Origin of the sequence: Novosphingobium sp. PhB57, from assembly GCF_004342985.1 — a bacterium.
In the GTDB taxonomy this organism is placed as follows: domain Bacteria; phylum Pseudomonadota; class Alphaproteobacteria; order Sphingomonadales; family Sphingomonadaceae; genus Novosphingobium.
The window spans coordinates 1-21245 of record NZ_SMBO01000018.1 but is presented as its reverse complement, the minus strand read 5'-3'; the positions used below and the strand labels follow the sequence as shown (position 1 = coordinate 21245).

Here is a 21245-nt window from a genome sequence, read left to right as displayed (position 1 = left end):
TCCTCTACTCCGCTGCGATCTGGCGGCGCTCGCTGGTATCGTGGACGATCGCGACGAGAATGGGCGGGTGCTCGTCGGCGAAATACTGCATGCACAGCTCGGCGGGATACTCGCTGCCGTCGGCCCGGCGGATCACCGTCTCGAACACAACCTCCGGCTTGGCGCCGGTCGTCAGCGGTGCCAGCATCGCCCGCACCCGATCTATCGACACGCCGGGCAGGATGTCGGCAAAGGTCATCATCTCCAGCTCCCGTTCGGAATGACCCAGCTTGCGTTGCGCGCCCTCGTTGGCAAGTGTGAAATGAAGCGAGACGGGATCGAGAAAGTAGATCTCGTTCAGCGCGCGGCCCATGATCCGGCCGAGATAGCGGCCATATTCATCCCGGCGATGCTCCTCGGTCACGTCCTGGAAGACGAGCACCGCGCCCTGTTTTCCGCCATTTTCATCCAGCAGGCCGGAAATAACGACACGGCACAGGATTCGTCGGCCGCGCCGGTCCATACCTTCCAGCATTTCCTCAAGCTGTTCCTCGCGTCCCGCCTGAATAGCGCCGATCGCGTCCTGCAGCAGGTGCAGGGGGAGGCCGATATCGAGCGAGGCAAAGCTGGTTCCCATCACCTCCTCTGTCCGCAGACCCCAGGTATTCTCGCTCCAGCGGTTCCAGCTCTGGATGGTCTGCCTAACGTCGAGGACGATGATCCCGCCGTTCATGCTGCGCAGCACCGATTCGAGGTAGAGGCGATAGCTCGTCGCCTGCTCAGCCTGGATGCGCAGTTCTTCGTTGACCGACTCCATCTCCTCGTTGCTTGAGCGCGCCTCCTCGTTCAGCGTTTCCAGTTCCTCGTTGGTTGATTGCAGCTCTTCGTTCGTGGTTTCCAGTTCCTCGTTGGTGGACTGAAGCTCCTCGTTGGTGGTCTCCAGCTCCTCGTTCGAGGACTGGAGTTCTTCGATCGAGTTTTCGAGGTTTTCCTGCGCCGTCTCCAGCTCGAGCTTGAGCGCGTGCATCTCAGTAATGTCGGTGAACGAAAGCAGCACGGCCTGAATGCCGCCATCGGGCCGCATCAGCGGGCGCAGATCAATTGTCAACCGCATGACGTTGGTCTGCGTCAGTCGATATTCCTGATCTTCCAGCCGGATATTACGCCGCTCGCGGAACACCTCCTCGATCGGTCCGCGCAGTTCCATCGGCCGGTAGGAGATTGGCAGGTCCTGGAAAGGCCTTCCTAGGTCGGCCTCTCCAACGCCGAGCAACTGGCGCGCGGGTCGGTTCGCCAGGATGACCACGCCGTCCTCATCGACGGCCAGCAGCGCCGTCCCCGCCTCGTTGAGCACCGCGTCAAGCAGCACCGCGTTCGGCGGCATCCCCTCCGGCGCTCGTAGCCGGCCCGCTCCGAATCCCACTGGGCGCCGCCATTCCTGCGCGACCTTGCTGAAGATGCGATGCTTCATTTCAACGGGCCTGAACAGCGGTGACCGGGCAAGCTGAGTCTCGGCCTTGCCAAGGAACAGGTACGCATTGGGATTGAGCGCATAATGGAGGCGCGGCAGGACTGTCCCCTGCGTTTCGGCCTCCAGATAGATCAGCAAATTGCGGCACACGAGCAGGTCGATGCGCGAGATCGGTGCATCGTTGACCACATTGTGCCGGCCAAAAATCACGCACTTCCGTAACTCGCGCTCGAATACATAGTGATTATTCGTCCGGTCGAAATATCGCTCTAGATAGTCCGGCGGCACCCCTTCCACGTCTCTTGGGGAATAGGTGGCTAAGCGGGCAACCTTCAGCGCCTCCTCGTCGAGGTCAGTCGCGTACACCTTTACCCGACGACAGAATTCCTCGGTGCCGAGCGCATCGGCGAACAACATTGCGATCGAATATGGCTCCTCGCCCGAAGCGCAGCCGACGCTCCAGATCCGGACTGGCTTGTCTGGCTCAGCCTGCGCGATCAGTTTGGGCACGACCTCGGCCTTCAGCACCTCCCAAGCCTCAGCATCACGAAAAAAGGACGTGACGTTGATGAGGACGGTGTTGAGCAGGTTCTCGAACTCGCCGGGATCGGCCTCGAGGTGCGACTGGTAGGCACCGAACTCCTCAACGCCAACCGCTTCCATCCGCAGTGTAATCCGGCGCCGCAGACTGGTACGTTTATAGCCGCGAAAATCCAGACCGCGGCTTTCCTGAATGTGTACGAGTAGCGATTCGAACTCGGGATCCTGCGGCATTTTATCGACCATGAACTCTCTCGGGGTGGCCGCGTGGATGCGGCTTCACCCCCATGCTACGCGGTGACCCGCGACCAACCAAGACATTCCCGACAGCCAACCATCCTGACGGCAGCGATCGCGCGAGACATAGATTGGCGGAGCGATGTGAATGGCCCGGTAGCTGTCCGGGCGCTCGATGGCACGCGAATGACAAGTTCTGGCAGGAACGGACGTTCAAGCGCCCGTCGCGGAACGGCTTGAACTGGTCGATTTCGGAAGGTCGACTTATTGGCGGAGAGGAACAAAGAGCCGCCTGTCGCCTTCCGGCCTGGCGAGTCGTCGGTACCCAAAGGTTGATGCCGTTCACGGCCGATTTGAAGCGCACTGGCTTCAAATGGGTTAGGACACTCCGATAAACCTGCCATCTTCATCGAAACGGCAGTTGAAGAAGGTGGAACGCTTGCCCACGTCGAACCAACCCTGCACAATCGCCCCGCCGCGTTGTTTGATGGGTAGGTTTACGGTCAGTTCGCTTGGGCGTAGGTAATATCGGCCCGACGCTTCGGCCCGGCAGATCGCCTGAAGCTCGGTTGCATCATTGACGCCGCGCACGGGCATATGGTGGCGAGAATCGCGGGCATCGCGTGAGTAGCGGTCCTTTTGATCACCCCCATTCCCCCTGCGATCTCTGCCCGCAGCACCTCGACGATCATTATTGCCCGACTTCCCGCAATCGGGCGCCGTCGTGGGCGTAATCGTGTCGTAGCGCCCGTTCATCGTGGAAATGGTCACGCATTGCCGGCGATCGCCGTTCCACCAGTTGGCGTAGCTTCGATCATCACCCTTCTGACCACCGGTGTTGACGTATCCACGACGCTGCAATTCCGCCTCGGCTTGTCCCGCACGTGCGCCGACCATGTCGTCCAGTCCGGTCGATTGGGCTTGTGCGAGGGTGGCGACGGAGAACGATGCAAGCAGCGCAACGGTAACGGTGCTTGAGCTTCTCAAGATCGACATGACGTTTCCTGCTGTTCGGCCGCCCCCAAGTGTCAGCGGACAACCCCAAGCTTACTTTTGCGGCGAGACCGAGTCCATATCCGTCAAGGGTTTTCCGCCTTCTGGTGGGAGGGCAAGTGCACAGCCGTGACTCTCCCGGCACCCCGACAGCCCGCTAGAGTGAAACGCCAGCCCGCCCCGGTCAGCCGCTGCTGGAATGGCATGATCATGGTTGATTTCTGGATTGTGGAGGGGCGCTGGTTCAGGAAAGTCTTTGGCGGCAGCTAATTCGGGGCTGCTGCCAACGTGTTCATCGGCATGCCGAAGACTCGATCTTTCTTGTCTTCGTGAGAGATCTGTTCACCCGACAGATCGTACCAAACAGTGGAAGACCTGCAGGGGACTGAAGTGTCCCGGGTTTTCCGGAGACTCCAATTTGTGAGAAGGAGCTTTCATGATGAGAAGTCCCGGAACAAATTTTCACCTGGGACCCGCGAGCGAGCAATGCGAAGGGTGAATAAGCATCGCGCCGAGCACGCATCGGAACGGGAGGCGATGACGTCGAAATCCGCATGAAACCCTGCATGTTTCACTCACAAGAAGCAACGCTACTCTGAGCGGAGGCTTGGGGCGTTCGCGGCCAAGGGCTGTTCCACTCGATACTTGCGATCGGCATAAGCGTGCAAAACGCCGCCAAGTGCATTTACCCTAACTGTTTTTTCGTACGCTGAATGCATTTCTTGGATGTGTCGATCGAGGGATGAGCCTGTAACGTGCAAGATCGGCCAATTTCGGCACTATAGCTGTCTTGTCAGTGTCCGACGGCCCAAGATGTCGTGGCTAAGATATCACGGAAATCTGCGTGGGCTATTTTTGCTTGAATATGGTCAACTTCATAGTACGCTGATCGGGCATCGTACTTAGTGTGATGCCGAGGCGTGAGAACCTCGCAAGCAAACAGAATTCTTCCCGCCCTGCGGGATGATGTCGGGGGGCTGACGTATGTCCAGGTCGCTTTGCGACTAAAGCGTCGGCGCATGTGCTTGCATGTTCTCAAGACCCGGGCATTGACCGGCTCTGTCTCGTTCGTCGAGCGGAGCCGGTTAATGCGTTCACTGACAGTCTGGAAGCAACCTGGTGGCAAGTCATGCGATTTGCCCTAGGCCTGGGATCTGTATCGGTAGATGAAGACGATCCGCTTCCCCCGGAAATCGACCGAGTTTGTGCCCCGCTTCCGTCACTCGAGCAGGTTTACAGGCAGGAACGTACCGGCCTCTTGCGGTTCGTGACGCGGCGGTCACGGCGCGAGGATGCCGAAGACGTCGTGCAACAGGCTTTTACCCGTTTTGCCGCCGGCAAGAACGCATCGCGGTTCGACAATCCGGGCGCCTATCTCAGGCAGACGAGCGTCAATCTGCTTCGCGACGAAGCGCGTTGGTCTTCCCGGCATCCAAAGGTTTCATTGTCCGAAGAGGACGAGCAGGAGCTTGCCGACTGCGATCCCTTGGCTGCGCTTGAGGCGCGCGATCGTCTTCACCGCATCGGAGCTGCGCTGGATCGTCTTAAGCCGCTGCCACGCCAAATTTTCCTGGCGTGCCGCGTCTATGGCTATAGTCATGCAGAAATCGCCGAGCAGACCGGTCTCAGCGTCAAGGGGGTCGAGAAGCACATGGGCGTTGCCATCAAGCAGCTTGGGCGGCATCTGCGGCGTGACTGAGAGCCATGAACCGTCGCCCTCCCGCGAATCCTATCGGACCGCGTCGAGGTGGCTCAATCGCCGTGTCGCGGGTGAGCCGGGGCTTGAGCCGAAACTGGAAGAATGGCTGGTCGCCGATCCGCGCAACCGCGAGGCTTTCGATGAAGCCCTGCGGGTCTGGCGCGAGACAAACGTGATTCCCGAAGGTTACGGCGGTTTTGACGGCAACTTGATGCGCGCGCCTTTCTTAGAGCGCAGAAGCACACATGTGGCCCTGGCCAGTGCAGCGGCCGTCGTGCTGGCAGGATTGTCGACCGCATGGATCGTCGGCAAGGACGCATTTCCTGGTCTCGTCACGCCGGCACAGGCAGCGGCCTACGAAACGCGGATCGGCCAGATCCAGACCTTTCGCCTGGCCGACGGCAGCGCGATCACGCTCGATACCAACTCACGGGTTGAAGTTGTCGTGTCGGGCGGCAGTCGTCAGCTCGAGATCGCTAAAGGACGCGTCCGCATCGAGAATACGGTGGGCGCCGGCGCCTTTACCGTGACGGCTGGCAAGCGCAGCGCGACGGTGAACGGTGAGACGTTTGATGCATACATTGCCGGCACTGGGATGCGGATCGCCGCACCGCGTTTCCCGGTCGAGCTGACATCAGCGGACCCGGAAACCGGGGCGCCCAAGCGGATCGACGCGGGCGCGCAAGTGGAGATCGGTCTTCGTGCGGATCCGTTCCCCGTAGCGCGATCCGATCTCGAATGGGTGTCGGGAATGCTGGCGCTGGACGGCTCCAGGCTCGGCGATGCCGTCGCGGCTATCAACCGGTACAACCGGACGACCGTTCATCTGGGCGATCCAGCCCTGGCGTCGCGCAAGATCTCCGGCGCTTTTCGGGCGAACGATCCCAATGCTTTTGCGCAGGCGGTTGCCAGAATGCTGGACCTGAAAATCCTGCGGCCGAAACCGGCCGAGATCGTGCTCTCCGCGCGCTGATACCTTGCTGCGCTCCCGACCCTGAACAATTTGGATTGAAAAAGTTGGGGGGCAGATTCGTCTCCCTCCGTTCCCCCCATTAACCGGCCAGTTTTCGGCTCAGGGGGGAAACAAAAAAATGAAAAAAAGTGCCTGCTCAGCCACGTTCTGGCTGGTTTCGACGTCGCTCATCGCTTTCGTGCCAAGCCCTTCGGTCGCAAACGCGCAGCAAACTGCGCAACTATCCATCGATCTTCCAGAGCAGCGCCTGGCAGAATCGCTAAGGGCTTTAGCGCTGCTCTCGGGCCGTACGGTCCTTGCGGATGACGGGAGCGTTGCCGAAAGGCGCGCTCCCGCTCTGCGGGGCACTTATACGCTCGAAGATGCTCTTCGCCGTCTGCTGGCCGGGTCCGACCTGATTGCAGAGCCCGTGCAGGGCGGGTTTGTGGTCCGGCAGCGGGGTAGCGACGAACCGGCAGCCGATGACAATGACAGACAGGTAGGGGGCTCCGCCATTACCGTGACCGGCAGCCGCATCCGCGGCGCGCCGGTGACCTCGCCGGTGATCGCGGTTGGCAGCGAGCAGATGAAGGATGAGGGCAAGACCGAACTTGCCGACGTCGTGCGCAGCATTCCCCAGTCGTTCGGCGGGGGGCAAAACCCGGGTCTCGGCTCCAACGTCCCGGCGGCCAGCGGCGTCGACGTTGGCGGCGCATCGACGGTCAACCTGCGCGGCCTGGGCAGCGATGCCACGCTGACGCTCATCAATGGTCACCGGCTCGCCTACAATGGTTCGCGCCAGGGCGTCGACATTTCGGCGCTGCCGATGGCGATGGTCGATCGCATTGAAATCGTCGCAGACGGCGCCTCCGCGCTATATGGTTCCGATGCTGTTGCCGGCGTCGCCAACGTCATCCTTCGGCGGGATTACGAGGGCATTCTTGCCGCGGCCAATCTCGGGACGTCCACCGAGGGCGGCGATTTCCGTCAGCAATATGGCTTGACGGCTGGCAAGCGCTGGGATTCCGGCGGATTTGTCGGATCCTACGAATTCGCGCGCAATACCATTGTCCTCTCGGACGATCGCAGTTTCGCTTCCTCGCGACCGGGCAATACGCTGATCCCGCCGATGAAGCGCAACGCCTTTGCTGGTGCTGCCCATCAGGACCTCACCAATAACCTCACCTTCGCGGTCGACGGCCTTTTCAACAATCGCGACAGCCTGCTCGTCATACCGATGAACACGGCCGGCGATCTTTCCATAAGCCGTAACGAGAAGGTCACCCGCAGCAAGTCGTTCGCGATTGCTCCCTCGCTGACCCTGGATCTGGAAGGAGGGTGGCGGCTGGCGCTCTCGGGTGTCTACGGCACCGAGAACGTCCGGGCATGGAGCTGGAATTACACCGGTACGACTACAACGAGCGCCGGCTGGTACTGCTATTGCAACACCGGTAAATCCATCGAGCTATCCGCCGACGGTTCGCTGTTCGCACTCCCGGGCGGTCCGGCCAAGATCGCGATGGGCTTGGGCTACCGCGACAACCTGCTCTTCATCGATCGCGGCAAGGGCAACATCAACACCGTCAAGCATTCTCAGGACAGCTATTACGCCTACGGCGAACTCAGCTTGCCGGTCATTTCGTCGGAGCAAGAGATCGGGTTGATCGACCGCTTGAGCTTTAGCGGGGCTCTCCGCTTCGAGCATTATCCAGGCATCGACGACGTCGTGACGCCGAAAATCGGCGCGATCTTCGCACCCATCCACGATCTCGCATTCAAAGCCAATTGGGGCAAGTCCTTCCGCGCGCCGACGCTGTACCAACAGTATGCCGTGCAGTCGGCGCTCTACTACAATTCCACCTCGCTGGGGGGAACGAGCGGCAGGACGATCATGCTGACCGGCGGAAATCCGGACCTCAAGCCGGAGCGCGCGACCAGCTGGACCGCGACGCTCGAATACCACCCGCACCAGATCCCGGGGCTCGGACTTCAGGTCGGCTATTTCTCGACGCGGTACAGCGATCGCATCGTCACGCCCATCACCTATTTCACGCAGGCGCTGAGCAACGCGCTCTATGCGCCCTATGTCGAGTGGAACCCGAGCGCCGCGACCGTCGAAAGCGTGGTCGCCAATTCTGCCGCGCTCTACAACAACACCGGCGCTCCCTTCGACGCGTCGAGCGTGGTCGCCATCGCCGACACCACCAGCGTGAACGCGGGCAACCAGCGCATCCACGGCATCGATTTCCTGGCAGACTATCACCGCGACCTTGGCGATGCTGCGGGCTCGCTCGTTCTCTTGCTGAATGCAAGCTACCTAAAGAGCACGCAAACGCTGATCACAGGCGCCGCACCGACGCAGCTTGCGGGCACGCTTTTCAATCCGCCGCATTGGCGCGGCCGGGCAAGCGCGACCTGGAACCTCGACGGCTTCTCGCTGAATGCGACCGTGAGCCGGATCGGCGGGGTCGAGGATCAGCGTACGACGAGCCCGGTCGAGATCAGCGGCCAGACGACCGTGGATCTCACGGCGCGCTACGCCTTCCAGCAGGCGCATGGCCCGCTGCGCGGCCTTGCACTCAGTCTGACAGTCCAGAATTTGCTCAATGACGAGCCGCAGACCATCGCGACAACGAGCATTTCCGACACCTCCTACGATACGACCAATTACTCAGGAATCGGTCGCTACATCGGGATCGGGGTGACCAAGGCGTGGTAACCTTCCATGGCAAAAGCAAGTACCGGCGATCCGCCGGACTTGCTGCCGCGCTTCTTGCCGGCACGATGCTGATTCCTACGGTTTCTCGCGCACAATGCGACGACCTGTTGCCGGCGTTCCACCCCAATGAGCGAACCGGCAAAAGCGGCACTGCGAGTTCTGCGCGCGGGAGGACCAAGGGAGGTCTTCTCGCAGTCACTGCCGACGATCTCGTGCGGCTGCGTGATTTCGGCTCGGCCGACGGTTCCGTGACCAACATGCCCGCGCCGTTCGCAGTTTCGCCGGACGGATCGGAGGCCGCGTTCGTACTCAGTCGGGCAGATCCGCAGAGCAATCGGTACTGCCGGGCGCTTGTGGTCGTGACATTGCCTCCGGCCGGCGGAAGCGGGCAGGGCAGGGCAAAGGGGCTGACCACGACGCTGCCACGGATCGTCGATCGAGGCGGCGACTACATCACGGACACGGTAGGTGCCTATGACAAGCGGATCGAGAACGGCTTTCCTGCTGTTTCCACGCCGAGGTGGTCTCCGGGCGGATCGTCGATCGCCTACCTTCGGCGCGACGACGACCGTGACAGCGGCAAGGTGCAGCTCTGGGTCGCACGGGCGGATGGGCGCGGCGCGCACGCGATCACGCATTCGGAGGCCGACGTGGAAGCGCTTGCGTGGAGCAAGGATGGCAAGCGGGTGATCTACCAGGTCCGTGCCGGAACCGCAGGGGCGGAACGGGCGCTTGCACAAGAAGGGCGATCCGGCTGGCTTTACGATGGCAGGTTCTGGCCTTCCGCGCGCCTGGCCCCGTTCGTTTCGCTTCAGCCGCTGAAAACGCTCTCCATTGCAAGCGATGGCAGCGACATGCGGCAAGGCGATGCCGACGAGCAAAGTCTTGTCGGCATGCTTGATGCTGTCGATCATGGCGTGAGTTCCGTTTCCGCCGATGGTCGCTCGGCCTCGATCGCCCACACGGCCGAAAACCCCTATGGCCCGAACGCGCTCAAGGTGACCTCTGCCGGACCAGATAAGGACGCTGCACCGCCGGTCGCATGTTCGCAGCCGGCGTGCAGGGGCGGGCTAAGCGGTGTCTGGTGGCTACCTGGCGGCGAGGGCCTGGTATTCCTGCGACGAGAAGGCTGGGACAAGGGGACGACCGCGTTCTATCATTGGGCGGGAAAGGCTGGGTCAGCACCCGTACGGCTCTGGACGTCCGCAGACGTGTTTCTCGGATGCACGGCTTTCCAGTCCCGCCTGCTGTGTTCGCGCGAGAATGCTACTACGCCCAGGCGGGTTACGTTGATCGACATGCAGACGGGGAAGGTTTCCGATGTGTTCGATCCCAATCCCGAGTTTGCGAAGATATCGCTTGGCAAAGTCGAGCGGCTCTACTGGCGCAACAACCTGGGCCTCGAAGTCCGGGGCGATCTGGTCCTGCCGCCGGACTACCGAAAAGGCACGCGTCTGCCACTGGTTGTCGTCCAGTATAACAGCAACGGTTTCCTGCGCGGCGGGACCGGCGACGAGTATCCCATCCATGCGCTGGCGGCGAAGGGCATCGCGGTCCTGAGCATCGAACGCCCGGCTCCGGTCGTGTCTCTGCACCCGGAGGTCAAGACGCCGGACCAGATGCTTTCGGTTTTTCATAAGGACTGGGCGGAGCGAAAAAGCATGCAGTCGGCGATCGAAGTCGGGGTAAAGGCCGCCATCGATCGCGGCTTCGCCGATCCGCAGCGCCTCGGCATCACCGGGCTAAGCGATGGATCGTCGGCGGTACGCTTTGCGCTCATCAATTCCAATCTGTTCAAGGTGGCCTCGATCAGCACCTGCTGTGTCGACGAGAACGCGCTGATCTACAACGGCCCGGCCGTTCAAAGGCAGTTCGAGGCGATGGGCTATGCAGGTCCGGGGGGTAACCTTGAATTCTGGAAGCCCTATTCGCTGGCGCTTAATGCCGGGAGGATGAACCGGCCTCTGCTCATGCAGCTTGCCGAAGATGAATACGTGGCCGGGCTTAACACGTTCACTGTTCTGAGGTCAGCGGGTCAACCGGTCGAGATGTTCGTCTTCCCCGGCGATCATCACCGGAAATGGCAGCCCGCGCACCGTGCCGCCGTCTACGCGCGCAATCTCGATTGGTTCCAATTCTGGCTCCAGGACAAGGAGGATCCCGATCCGGCAAAGCAGCCTCAGTACAAGCGCTGGGAAGCGATGAGAGATCGTCTGCGGTCCCGTCCCTGATCGCAGTACGACGGACCGCGGTCGTCCCCAGGAGACGGCCGCGGTTCGCATTCAGTCGTTGTCGAGACCGGCTATCGGCCAGCCCAGCGCTTCGTCGATCGGCATCGGCCCTCCGCCCTGAGTGTCCGTGCTCGCTGCGCCGAGTTCGATGAGGTCGTCGGACGCTTCGTTCTCACGTGCCATTGTCGTACTCCTCGAATGCGCTGCCAGGAGCCGCAGCAATCTCGAGGCTATGGGGAGAGGGGCGATATCCGAAATAGATAGCGATCCGATATGGCGAATATCAAATTCGGCCTTTTTCGGCCATTCCCGCCGCCGTTACCGGTGCGCGAAGAACCCGTGTCCACACCCGGTCCATCGCGCCGCGAAATCACGCGCCAATCGGAAAAACGCGGGAGTGACTATCGGGGAAGCTTATGTCCAGCTTGCGGCCCAGGCCTCGGCTTCGGCGAATTGCAGGACTCTCCGGAAGCGATTGTCGCGGGGAGGGCGCGGATCGTCGAGCACATCGAGGACTGCAGTGCGATCGATGATGCGCTGCCGGGCGAGTTCGCCGTCAGCAAGCAGCTCCCTGATTTGCGGGCGCCAGGTCTCGAAGATCTCGGCAGTGAAGCTGTCCGGCGAGCCTTTCGAATGCCGGAAAATCACGCTCTCCGGAAGATCCGGTGCAAAAGCACGACGCGCTGCATGGCGGTTCATTCCCTCCTCAAACCATAACCAGCTTGGAATGTTCAGACAGGCTTCGACCAGCGGCTGGGAGAGGAGTGGTGCGACGATCGGCGGGGCAGATCGGGGATCGAGCGTCTCGACATAGCTCTGCCCGGCAGCGATCAGCCGGCAGTGAGCAGCCTGCCCGGGAAGGATGCCGCCACGTTGCGGTTCGGATGAGGCGATCTCGAAATCCTCGAAGCGGCAGGCGAGAAGGCTCGTGTCGAAGGTGGGACCTGCTGTGCGCTTTCCAAACCACGCGCGCTGCACTGCGTCCCGCAGTATTCTGCCCATCGAAACCTGGGTGATCCCGCTCATGATATGCGCCATCTTCCAGGCGGCCCGGCCGGGGCCGAAGGCTCTCATGGCATCGGCCACTGGATTGGAGGAGTGGAGCGAGCAGAACACCTGATCCCCGCCGCCGCCATTGAAGATCGCACCGGCCTGAATGGCGCGGGCAAGGTCCCGCGAATGACGTATTGATTCCTGCCACATGACCCGGCCCGCCGGGCGAGGGAGGCCGGCAGCGCTGCTCCACATGATGTCGATCTCGTCGACCTCGCGCAGCCTTTCGTGCAATGCAATGCCGAGGTGCTCGCAGACCGCGCGGGCATAGTCCCGCTCGTCCCCGCGCGCGTCGCGGGTCACCAGCGTCAGTGCATCGACGCGGATGCCCGCTTCGACAAGCGCTGCCGCCACGATCGAGGAATCGACCCCGCCGGACAGCATTACCACGGCGCGATGCAGCCGAGCGGCCCTTGAGGCGACGCTCATTCGCGCCGCTTCGGAAACCAGCGCTGCCGCTGCCTCGGCCGTGTCGGCGCGCTGCCGGCCGATCGCCTTGCTTGCAGACCATTGCGCCAAGGTGCGAACGCCGGCTCGGCCAATCACCTCCGTCGTCCCGCCCCGCAGCTCTCGGACGTTCCAGAGGCACGTTTGCGCGGTGACCCGGTCCATGCGGGCAAGGTGCAGGGCGAGTTCACTCCAATCCACTGCCGGGTCGTAGAGCCCGAAATCGCACAGCAGATCGATGTCACTAGCGAAGGCGACGGCCTCGCCCACGGGCACGAGAAGGCAGGGAAGATCGCCGAGCGGGGCGCGCAGGACCCGGGTTTCATTCCGATCGGGATCGTGCAAGACCGCGATGTACGGCCCCCAATACTGGTCGGTCAATTCTCCAAGGTCGCTGGCGTGGATGCGCTCGATTTCATCGGGCGAAAAGTGCGTGACCCGTGAACCATCGGCCTTGCGGAAGATTTCGCCGATGACGATGCCGTGCGCACCCAGGGAAATTGCCGCGTCCCAGCTGGCGGCAACCGCCAGCGAACCTGTCTCCAGCGCGATGGTCCAGTCGGGCGTTGCGCTGGCTCGCGCTGTGAAACCGGCAGCGAGCATGGAATGGGTTTCAGGGGACGGTCGCAGCAATCCGATGTAGCGGGGACCGGGCAGCACGTGCCTGGCACCAAGATGCGGGGAGGTCAGCATCATACGATGAGGATCGGCGTGAAAGGACGAACCGCGTCAATGCGATCGTTCAGCAAGTCGAAACCGGCCTGGACCCAGCAGTGTGCAGCGAAAGGGCGCAGTTGAACGCCGATTACCAGATCTACCGGCCAGCCGCGCGTTACCGCGTGATGGGCGAGGGCAAGAGAGCGCGGCAGGCATCGATCGTGCGCCTGCGTCAGCCGCGCGGTCCATTCGAACTGGGTTGCAAGCTCCCGCATCGCCAGCGGATCGAAATCGCGCCCTCGGCCGATGGCGGCCTTGCGCTGCGAAAGGCGCAGGATCGTTTGGTGAAATCGCCCGATCCGCAGGGCCATGCGGGCAAACGCAATGCCGCCTGTCAGAAGCCCGATCGTCAGCGGCCGGGCTGTCCCTGTAGGGGCATCGAGAAGGCTGCGGTGGACCGGATTTGGAGAGGCGCACGGCCGCGCATCGGTGGGCGCCGGCGTTTCGGATATCAGGCCGGCAAGCAGAAGCGCCCGCGTTTCCTCGGTCGGCGATGTGTCCGCATAGCCCGCGGCAATTGCCCTGAATCCCGCTTCAAGTCCCGGCGAAAGGCAGAAGTACCGATCCGCTGCCAGATCCAGAAAGACCAGCCTGTCGCTGACCTCGCAATATGTGAGATCGCGTCGTAAAGCATAACCCATGGCGGTCTCCCGACGATGCTCCCCGAATGGCGGGCAGGTCGCGGCCGGCGTGCTGGCCGACCGCGGCCCGTGTTCAGTCAGTCGTCGGAAAGACCGAAGACCTGGCCGAGCGCTTCGTCGGAGGGCTGGGGCCCCGAGCCATGCGTTTCAGCGCTGGCGGCGCCCAGTTCGATCACGTCTTCGTCGAGTTCGCGTACCATCGTCTTGCTCCTTCAAGATGCCGCCGGAATTGGCGGCAGGGACAAGGCTATGGTCGGGGCTGCCGTATCCGAAACTTATACGGATTTGATATCGCGAATATCAAATCCTGGGCCGATCAGGTGTCGATCCGGGCATCGATCCGGCATCGATCGGGGCGTCGATCAGCCTGCGCGGTAGCGCCGGCGGAGAAGTTCGGCCGCCGCTTTCTGGCGGCGCCGGTGATAAGACTGGACGAGCTTTCGGACCTCACGCACCTGATCATTGCGGATGGCTTTCTCGAGGCCGCTCAATTCGTCATCGAGATCATCGAAACTTTCATGCTCGCCCAAACGAACGGCGTGCAGTCTCGCGTTCGCCTGCGCGATCGCAGGGATATATTCGACATGTCTCGACGCCTTCACGATGGCAGCGAAAGTCGCCGCTATCCGGTCGGGGTAGTTCGAGGATGGTCCCGGCAGCTCGGCCGCAGGCGCAAGCGATGAGGTGATACGCCGCAGCGCCAGCGACAGGATGTCGTTCGACCATCCGATCAAGTCCTTCAGGGCCGGCTCGTCGATCAGCGGCAGGTGATATCCCGTGCTCGTGCGTGTTTCCACGATCCTCTCCCCGACCAGCCGGTTCAGGGCTTCGCGAACGGGAGTCGTGCTGGAATTGAGCTGCTTTGCGATCACGCTGGGATCGAGCCGCGCGCCAGGCTGTGTTTCGCGGCTGGTCACGAGATCGCGCAGGTCCCCGTAGACGCGTTCGGAGAACGGCCCCGCGTTCATTTCGGTTCCGACAGATCTGGAGGGTAATTGCCCGCAAGGCGGCCCAGGAGCTCGGCCTGGTCCGGGCGCAGCGCGTCGATCGCTCCCAGGGGTCGATCGGGATCGAAGTCCGCGCTGAGCAGAACCGAGGGGCACTGCCCCTCGTAGTTTCCAAGATTCGGCCGGTGCTGACGGTACCCCACCAGCGCGGCGAGTTCGGGGTCGAAGTTCCGCGCGATGCCGGGGGGGTAGACCAGCCACTGGGCTTCGTAGGGTTTGAGCCAGCCGAGCGAGTAGCCGACGATGACGCCGCGGCGCACGTCACCGGTTCGATTGCTGCCCGCGGCATGAAGCGTCGAGCCGAGGAACAGGAGCGCGGCCCCGGGGGGAATTTCGATAGCGACCGGCGCCTCCTTGGGATCCGGATCGAGAGCGGCAGCTGCGTGGCTTCGCGGCCAGATCATGGTGGCGCCATTCTCGGCGGTGAACGGGGTGAGCGGCCACATCACGTTGACGAGGTACTCGGCGCTGCCCTTGGCGGCTGCCCACATGTCCTGGTCCCGGTGCGGCAATTGGGCAGGCGCGCCGCCGTGGAGAGCAATGGCCTGCGCCGTGTTGAGCTGGATGCAGTCGCACCAGGGAAGCAGGATCTGCTCGGCGATCGAGACAATGAGCGCGTGACGCACCAGCGCTTCGGCGTGCGGTGTGCGCGCAAGCAACCGGCCGAATCGCTTGGTCGTCGCCCCGTAGAACCCGCCTTCGCAGAACGGCGTGCGATGGAAGCGCGGCGCAATATCGGCGTCGAGCGCTGCGATGGTTTCAGCCGGGAGCGCGTTTTCGATGATGCAGTAGCCCTTTTCCTTGAGCGCTGCGGTATGGCGGGCAACCTGGGCGAATAGGTTCATGTCCGTTCTCCTCAATTCGCGGCGCGGTCGGACCCGCGATGCGGGCTGGTGATGCCTGCCGCCGCCAGTTTCGCCGGCGTATCGCGGTCGATATCGATGCGGATGGCGGCGAGCACTTCATTGCCGCAGTAGCGAGGCGGGCCGAGCGGGCGGCAGTCCCAACCGAAAGTCAGCACTTGCTTGAACCAGCCCTCGGAGGCGATCGCGGTGTAGGCGGTGATGCCGTTCATCAGGGCGTGATCGACCAGCGAACAGATGAGGGTATCACGCGCCTCGCGGCGCTCGGCCGCCGTCAGCTGGCGATCGAGACAGAAGCGCGTGATTTCCTTGATCGTCGGCCCGCGCGGAGGCCCGTGGTCACAGAAATCGGCGTAGAAGCTGTCCAGGATATGCGGGCGCGTCGTCGGCAGCAGCCGCGCGGATGCGTAGTGCTCGCAGTCGGGGCCGGCGAGAATGACATACCGGGCGTAGGGATCGTCGAACTGGTCGAGCTCGTAGCGTTCGGCCAAGACCGGCAGATCCCATTTGAGCAGATCGACGAAGACCGATTTGCGCGCCGCCCACATGGCGCGCAGCGCCTCGTCTGGGGCTTCGCGGTTTTCGTAGCTTTGGACATTGAGCATCGGGGGTGACTCCTTGGCCGTGACGTTTGCTTGTCACGCGCCAAGGGTCGTCCCGATCGGCTTCAGCGCGCCATATCGGAAAACCGATATATCATCGCCGGAAGATGTCGGAGAAAGTGACCGTTCCGTCGAACAGTGCCCGGACCACCAGCAATGTGCGTTTGGAAACGTCGTACCGCTCGCAGGCTTGCCTGAGATGCAGACCAGCCGTCAGTTTGCTGATGCCGACGATCGTGCCGATCTCGCCGTCGGTCTTGCCGCAGGCGGCAAGCATCGTGCATTGGCGCTGTGCATTGGTCAGCAGCGGACTTGCCGGCGTGAAGTTCCCTCGGCCGAGGGTCAGCACCCGGGCCTTCTCGAAGGTCCAGTTGCCGACAAGCTGCGCCAGGAACAGCATTTCGTCGCGCACGAAGCCGGCGCCCGGCCCGACGAACGTGACCGAGCCGCGGGCTTCGCCAGGAACGTTGATCGGCACGGTGAAGCCATCGCTGATTCCCTGAAGCTTTCCTCGCTCCATGAATTTGCGGTCTTCGTTGTTGAGCCCGATAAGCCACGGTATCCGGTTCCAGCGAAAACCGGCGCTGGTCACATAGCTTGCCCGGTGGACGGGATCGCTGATCCCGAATCCGCACCGGTCATAATAATCGGCCCACTGGGCCGGATAGTTATGCAGCCGTATGAACTTGCCGCCCGCTCTCATCAGATCGGTATGGTGGGTCAGCGCATAGCGCTGGAAACCCAGCATCGGGGTGGCTTCGGCGAGGACAAGAGCCAGTTCGTCCATCGACATTGCCATTTCGATTTCGCGCCAGAAGCGCATCATCAGCTCTATTATGTGCATGCCCAAGGTTCGACTTTACGATCTTCGGCGGCGTTGCTTGTCACCGTAGTTCCGGCGATCGCCCTTCCTGTTTTGCAGCGTCGAGAGAGCGATTTCTCAGATCGCCCCCTGGCAAGTGGTGTCGCAAAACTGTCATATCACCATGCTGCGGTGCAGCGAAATGCACTATTGCGGACAGAGTGTCCGAATATCGGTGAAAATTTGTTAATCGCAGAAGTCGAGTATTCTAAAAATTCGATCACACCAAATGTAAAATGAGAAAGCATGGGCGCTTTTCCTGGGAAGATGCTTCCGCTTATGCCTATCTGAAAAACGCTGACCGAACAGGCCTGATGTGGGAGTGGCTTCGGCGCGATTCCGCTTACCTGTCCTGGTATGGTAAGGCCTCTGCAATTACCGGCGGGCTTCGCCAGATGCCGCTGGAATGGGGGCTTCACTTTCGCAGAAGCACCGGACCGGGATTGTCTCTCGGCCCGGATACTCTGGCAGGCCGAACGCGATCCCGCGACGCTTTTCGTCGAAGCTGAGCCCGGGGTTGCAGGCGATGCGGCGTGCCTCGACATCGGGCGGATCTGCTCCTGGCTTACCATTGTGCCGGCCCATACCGGCGTCGAGCATGCCGTCCTCTCGGATGGCAGCCATCATATCAGGCTGGACGTTGTCGCCGGATCTCTCCGGGAGAGCCGTGCCGTTCGGCTTCGTATTCTTGTCGATGGCATGGAAAAAGCCGAATACGGGGTGCTGTCATTGCAGCGCTTGCTGGCTCTCCACCGGCATCGGCGCTTCGGCAAGATGCTCTATCCCCGCGACCCGGCCATTGCCCGGGGGATCGTCCTGCTGCGGACCCATGATGCGCTTGAGGACGGTGCCAGCCACCGCGACCTTGCCTGCGCCCTCGTCGGCCCGACGGTCGTCGACGCCGACTGGAACGATCCCTCGGATTCGCTCCGGTCGCGGGTTCGCCGTCTCACCCGGCAAGCCAGGGCGATGGCGCTTGGAGGGTATCGCGGCCTGCTGCTTCGGCGTTGATGAGGGCAAGAATTCCCCTTCGTGAGGGGAGGGGAATTCAACCGGACTTGGCGGATTGCTCGGCGAGCCGCGTCGCGGCGAGAGCTCCGATCATGTACGGGCCATCGTCGCGTTTGCCCGCGCGGATTTCGCGCAGGAACTTGCGATTGTCGAGGCCGCGGCTTTCGAGTTCGCTGGCGACTGCGTCGCGGATTTGCTTGATGGTTTCCATATGCTCCGTCCTTGATGGAACATATAAAGAACATGTGGTAGGCGATCAAGGCTCCTGGCAGTGCTTTTTGGCCTGTTCGCCGGGAAGCGCATCCGGAAGCGCATCGAGAAGCGCATCGAGCAGCGCATCGGGAAGCTCGATCCTGCGAATCGCGAGAGGCGGGCCCCACGAAATGAGTAGCGGGCATGAGGTTATCTCATTGCATCGCCCGGCGCCTCGCGCCGTTCGGCGCGACCGCGCTCTATGCTGCGGGCGACTGGCCTTACGGCTCTCGGGCCGCCCACTGGCACTGAGCCCCCGTTCCTTGCGTCTCTTGGGGTCTCGTCCTGACGGTCACGATCGCTGGCGCGGGAGGGCGGGCGAGCATGCTCACCCTTCTATGGACGCGCGCGGCTTCGGCCGCGCGCGGCGCTTTTTTGAGGGCCTCTCCCGGGCGAAGCGCGGGTGGGCTTGCCTCCCGTCTAGGCCCGCCAGCGTCTCCTGCAAGCCGCGCTGAAGCGCGGCTCCTCCACTCCCGTTCCGGCCCTTGCCACCCCGATCCTCTCGAGGATCGGGACCCCGGCTGCGGGTGCAGGCGCCGCCTTGCGGCGGGCCTTGTCGGTCGTCCGGGCCGCCCACCCCCGCTCCGCCGGGGGAGGCCATGGTGGTTTTGGGGCGGCGTATGGAGGTGAGACATGCGCAGCAATTGCAAGGTTTCGCGGGGTTCCCGGTTGGAAAGGGAGCATGACAAGAAGGGACAGGCAGGCCGCAGCACGGATGCGGATCGGGCTTCGCTCTATGACGAGGTCACTGCCCGCATCATCGGTGAGCTTGAGGCGGGGCGGGTGCCGTGGGTGCAGCCATGGGGCAGGATTGGAGCGGGCAGCGATGCGGCGGGCAGGGAATCCGGCACGCCAGCGGGAACGCCAGTGGGCGGGGCGGCAGGAGGGACAAATCCCCTTCCGGGTCTGCCCGCCAATGCCCTGACCCACCGCGCATATTCCGGGATCAATGTCCTGATCCTGTGGGGCGCGGTCATTGCCGGGGGCTGGCCTTCGCAGGGCTGGCTGACCTTCCGGCAGGCGCTCAGTCTTGGCGGGAACGTGCGCCAGGGCGAGCATGGTACGCAAGTGGTCTTTGCCGACAGGTTCACGCCGGAGGCCGAGAAGGAAAGGGCGCGCGAAAATGGCGGCGACGCGCGGTCGGTGGCTTTCCTGAAGCGCTTCACGGTGTTCAACGTCGCCCAGTGCGAGGGCCTCCCCGATGACGTCGTGCCCGAACCCGTCATCCTGCCCGAGCGTGAAATCGTGCCGGTGGCCGAGGCGCTCATGGCGGCAAGCGGGATCGAGTTCCGGATCGGCGGGGACAAGGCGTTCTATGCGCCCGGTGCCGATTTCGTGCAGCTGCCGCCCCAGCAAGCCTTTCATGATCAGGTGAACTTTTACCGGACGTGCCTGCACGAGGCTTGCCACGCCACCGGCCATGCCTCGCGACTCGGCAGAAATCTGGCGAATCCGTTTGGTTCGAAGGATTACGCGCGCGAGGAATTGGTCGCCGAAATGGGTTCGGCTTTCCTCTGCGCCGCGCTCGGCATCGTGCCCACCGTGCGCCACGCCGATTACATAGGGGCGTGGCTCGAGGTGCTGCGCGAAGACAGCCGGGCGATCTTCAGGGCGGCCAGCATGGCGAGCAAGGCCGCCGATTGGTTGCTTGCGCGCCATGCCGCCGCCGAAGCGCAAGTGGCCGAGGACATTGTTCGGGAATTGGGCGAGATGGCCCGAACCGATGAGGGGAGGACACGGCAATGACCCTCCTTTCCCGGTCCATCCGCTCGATGCTCAGCGCCAATTTCGAGCATTGCGTGGCAAACCCGAAGTTCGATCCGCTGCCGCTCGTCCGCCTCTTCAATCCGGTGGGGCGTGCAGTCTGGCTGATCACCGAACTCTATGCCGATGACGATACTTTGTTCGGTCTGGCTGATCTTGGCTTTGGAAGCCCGGAGCTGGGCATTTCCTCGCTCCGTGAAATCGAGGCGATCCGCCTGCCGATGGGCCTCACCGTCGAGCGCGATATCGCCTTTTCGACCCGGCACCGGCTCTCGGTCTGGACCGAAGCGGCGCGGCTGGCGGGCTCGATACCCGATGCCGCTTTGCTGCTGGACCGCCTCACGCGCGAGGATCCGAACGCCATACGGCTTCTGCCCCGCTGAGGGGCCGATGACGCGGGCAGGCGTTTCCTGCCGCCAATGGGAAGCCGGTCCACTGCTCCCACCCCTGTTCGCAGTGGACCGGCATGCCCCCCTGACAGCCAGAAAAAAGGATCAAGTCATGAAACTCCAATTTCTTCCCCTCGACAAGCTTTGTGTCTCGCGTCTTAACATGCGTTATTCAAAAAGAACGCCTGATGTCTCTGACATCTTGCCCACAATTCGGGCGCGCGGAATCCTGCAACCTATCCTGGTGCGACCCTGCACTCAGCCGCCAGACGGACCTGTTGCTGCCACCCGCGATCCGGCCGCGCAAACCGATCGAAAGCCGCAGCATTATGAAATCGTCGCCGGATGCCGCCGCTTCCATGCCGCGCAGATCGTTGCCGCCGAGCGGCTTGCTGCCTGCGCCGGAGCGGGCGAGCCGGACCCCGAAACTGCCATGCTGCCCTGCGCGGTGCTGGACGACGCCGACGATGCCAGCGCCGTCGAGGCTTCGCTGATCGAGAATATCGCGAGGCTTGATCCCGACGAGGTTTCACGCTGGGTCTGCTTCGCTCGGCTGGTGAAGGAGGGCCGGAGCATTTCGGATATCGGCCAGACCTTTGGCCTCCCCGACCTCGCCGTAAGACGCATTCTTGCGCTCGGCAATCTGCTGCCGCGCATCCGCGAGATGTACCGCGCCGAGGAAATCGATGCCGCAACCGTGCGGCATCTCACCCTCGCTTCCAAGAGCCATATGTGGACGGCCTCCTCCCTGCAAGATGGGGGCAGAAGTTTGATCGGATCGCATGCGTTCATATGTCCGGCCTATTATTGCGCTCG

19 protein-coding genes are annotated in these 21245 nt (G+C 62.6%); 8 read left to right on the top strand and 11 right to left on the bottom strand.

Features of this window, described 5'->3' with window-relative positions; translation table 11 throughout:
• Positions 1-4: 4 nt before the first annotated feature.
• Together EDF58_RS24380 and EDF58_RS26210 are read right to left on the bottom strand one after the other, a co-directional pair.
• Positions 5-2236, bottom strand: coding sequence for a CheR family methyltransferase (locus EDF58_RS24380; protein ID WP_132270252.1), 2232 nt, complete (start codon positions 2234-2236; stop codon positions 5-7).
• 369 nt (positions 2237-2605) lie between these two features.
• The gene (locus EDF58_RS26210; protein ID WP_207913152.1) at positions 2606-3223 is read right to left on the bottom strand and encodes a hypothetical protein; all 618 of its coding nucleotides are present in this window, start codon (positions 3221-3223) and stop codon (positions 2606-2608) included.
• 1126 nt (positions 3224-4349) lie between these two features.
• Between EDF58_RS26210 and EDF58_RS24370 the strand changes: the two genes are divergently transcribed.
• From EDF58_RS24370 to EDF58_RS24355, 4 genes are all read left to right on the top strand, one after another.
• Positions 4350-4919 (top strand): sigma-70 family RNA polymerase sigma factor, encoded by a 570-nt coding sequence (locus tag EDF58_RS24370; RefSeq protein WP_132270250.1) that lies wholly within the window; start codon positions 4350-4352, stop codon positions 4917-4919.
• Positions 4912-5892 (top strand): FecR domain-containing protein, encoded by a 981-nt coding sequence (locus EDF58_RS24365; RefSeq protein ID WP_165921569.1) that lies wholly within the window; start codon positions 4912-4914, stop codon positions 5890-5892. Before EDF58_RS24370 ends, EDF58_RS24365 begins: the two co-directional genes overlap by 8 nt.
• Positions 5893-6010: 118 nt before the next feature.
• Complete coding sequence (locus EDF58_RS24360; RefSeq protein WP_132270247.1) at positions 6011-8590, top strand: TonB-dependent receptor; 2580 nt, start codon at positions 6011-6013, stop codon at positions 8588-8590.
• The gene (locus tag EDF58_RS24355) at positions 8584-10821 is read left to right on the top strand and encodes an Atxe2 family lasso peptide isopeptidase (RefSeq protein WP_132270245.1); all 2238 of its coding nucleotides are present in this window, start codon (positions 8584-8586) and stop codon (positions 10819-10821) included. Before EDF58_RS24360 ends, EDF58_RS24355 begins: the two co-directional genes overlap by 7 nt.
• Positions 10822-10872: 51 nt before the next feature.
• On the opposite strand, the gene EDF58_RS24350 is transcribed toward EDF58_RS24355, so the two are convergent.
• The 8 genes from EDF58_RS24350 to EDF58_RS24315 all read right to left on the bottom strand — a co-directional run bounded on the left by EDF58_RS24350 (position 10873) and on the right by EDF58_RS24315 (position 16974).
• On the bottom strand, positions 10873-11004 hold the full coding sequence (locus EDF58_RS24350) for a benenodin family lasso peptide (RefSeq protein WP_132270244.1): 132 nt from the start codon (positions 11002-11004) through the stop codon (positions 10873-10875).
• Between the two features lie 231 nt (positions 11005-11235).
• The gene (locus tag EDF58_RS24345; RefSeq protein WP_132270242.1) at positions 11236-13017 is read right to left on the bottom strand and encodes an asparagine synthetase B family protein; all 1782 of its coding nucleotides are present in this window, start codon (positions 13015-13017) and stop codon (positions 11236-11238) included.
• Positions 13014-13679 carry a lasso peptide biosynthesis B2 protein gene (locus tag EDF58_RS24340; RefSeq protein WP_132270240.1) on the bottom strand — a complete coding sequence of 222 codons (666 nt, stop codon included), beginning with the start codon at positions 13677-13679 and terminating at the stop codon, positions 13014-13016. Before EDF58_RS24340 ends, EDF58_RS24345 begins: the two co-directional genes overlap by 4 nt.
• Positions 13680-13756: 77 nt before the next feature.
• Positions 13757-13879, bottom strand: coding sequence for a benenodin family lasso peptide (locus EDF58_RS24335; protein WP_132270238.1), 123 nt, complete (start codon positions 13877-13879; stop codon positions 13757-13759).
• A 162-nt stretch (positions 13880-14041) separates the two neighbouring features.
• Positions 14042-14647: a GntR family transcriptional regulator gene (locus EDF58_RS24330; RefSeq protein ID WP_132270236.1), complete on the bottom strand. Its 606-nt coding sequence runs from the start codon at positions 14645-14647 to the stop codon at positions 14042-14044.
• Positions 14644-15531 carry a phytanoyl-CoA dioxygenase family protein gene (locus tag EDF58_RS24325; protein WP_132270235.1) on the bottom strand — a complete coding sequence of 296 codons (888 nt, stop codon included), beginning with the start codon at positions 15529-15531 and terminating at the stop codon, positions 14644-14646. Before EDF58_RS24325 ends, EDF58_RS24330 begins: the two co-directional genes overlap by 4 nt.
• Positions 15532-15542: 11 nt before the next feature.
• Complete coding sequence (locus EDF58_RS24320) at positions 15543-16154, bottom strand: acyl-homoserine-lactone synthase (protein WP_132270233.1); 612 nt, start codon at positions 16152-16154, stop codon at positions 15543-15545.
• A 91-nt stretch (positions 16155-16245) separates the two neighbouring features.
• The gene (locus tag EDF58_RS24315; protein ID WP_165921568.1) at positions 16246-16974 is read right to left on the bottom strand and encodes an autoinducer binding domain-containing protein; all 729 of its coding nucleotides are present in this window, start codon (positions 16972-16974) and stop codon (positions 16246-16248) included.
• 738 nt (positions 16975-17712) lie between these two features.
• Here EDF58_RS24315 and EDF58_RS26035 point away from each other — a divergent pair.
• Complete coding sequence (locus EDF58_RS26035; RefSeq protein WP_165921567.1) at positions 17713-18024, top strand: DUF2285 domain-containing protein; 312 nt, start codon at positions 17713-17715, stop codon at positions 18022-18024.
• A 37-nt stretch (positions 18025-18061) separates the two neighbouring features.
• Here the strand turns inward: EDF58_RS26035 and EDF58_RS26030 are convergent, their stop codons facing one another.
• Positions 18062-18235: a hypothetical protein gene (locus EDF58_RS26030; RefSeq protein ID WP_165921566.1), complete on the bottom strand. Its 174-nt coding sequence runs from the start codon at positions 18233-18235 to the stop codon at positions 18062-18064.
• A 674-nt stretch (positions 18236-18909) separates the two neighbouring features.
• Between EDF58_RS26030 and EDF58_RS24300 the strand changes: the two genes are divergently transcribed.
• The 3 genes from EDF58_RS24300 to EDF58_RS24290 form a co-directional block, all read left to right on the top strand.
• Complete coding sequence (locus EDF58_RS24300; RefSeq protein WP_132270227.1) at positions 18910-20022, top strand: zincin-like metallopeptidase domain-containing protein; 1113 nt, start codon at positions 18910-18912, stop codon at positions 20020-20022.
• Positions 20019-20423 (top strand): DUF2958 domain-containing protein, encoded by a 405-nt coding sequence (locus EDF58_RS24295; RefSeq protein ID WP_132270225.1) that lies wholly within the window; start codon positions 20019-20021, stop codon positions 20421-20423. Before EDF58_RS24300 ends, EDF58_RS24295 begins: the two co-directional genes overlap by 4 nt.
• Positions 20424-20541: 118 nt before the next feature.
• Positions 20542-21245 (top strand): ParB/RepB/Spo0J family partition protein (locus tag EDF58_RS24290; RefSeq protein ID WP_132270223.1); only part of this gene is annotated, 704 nt, incomplete at its 3' end.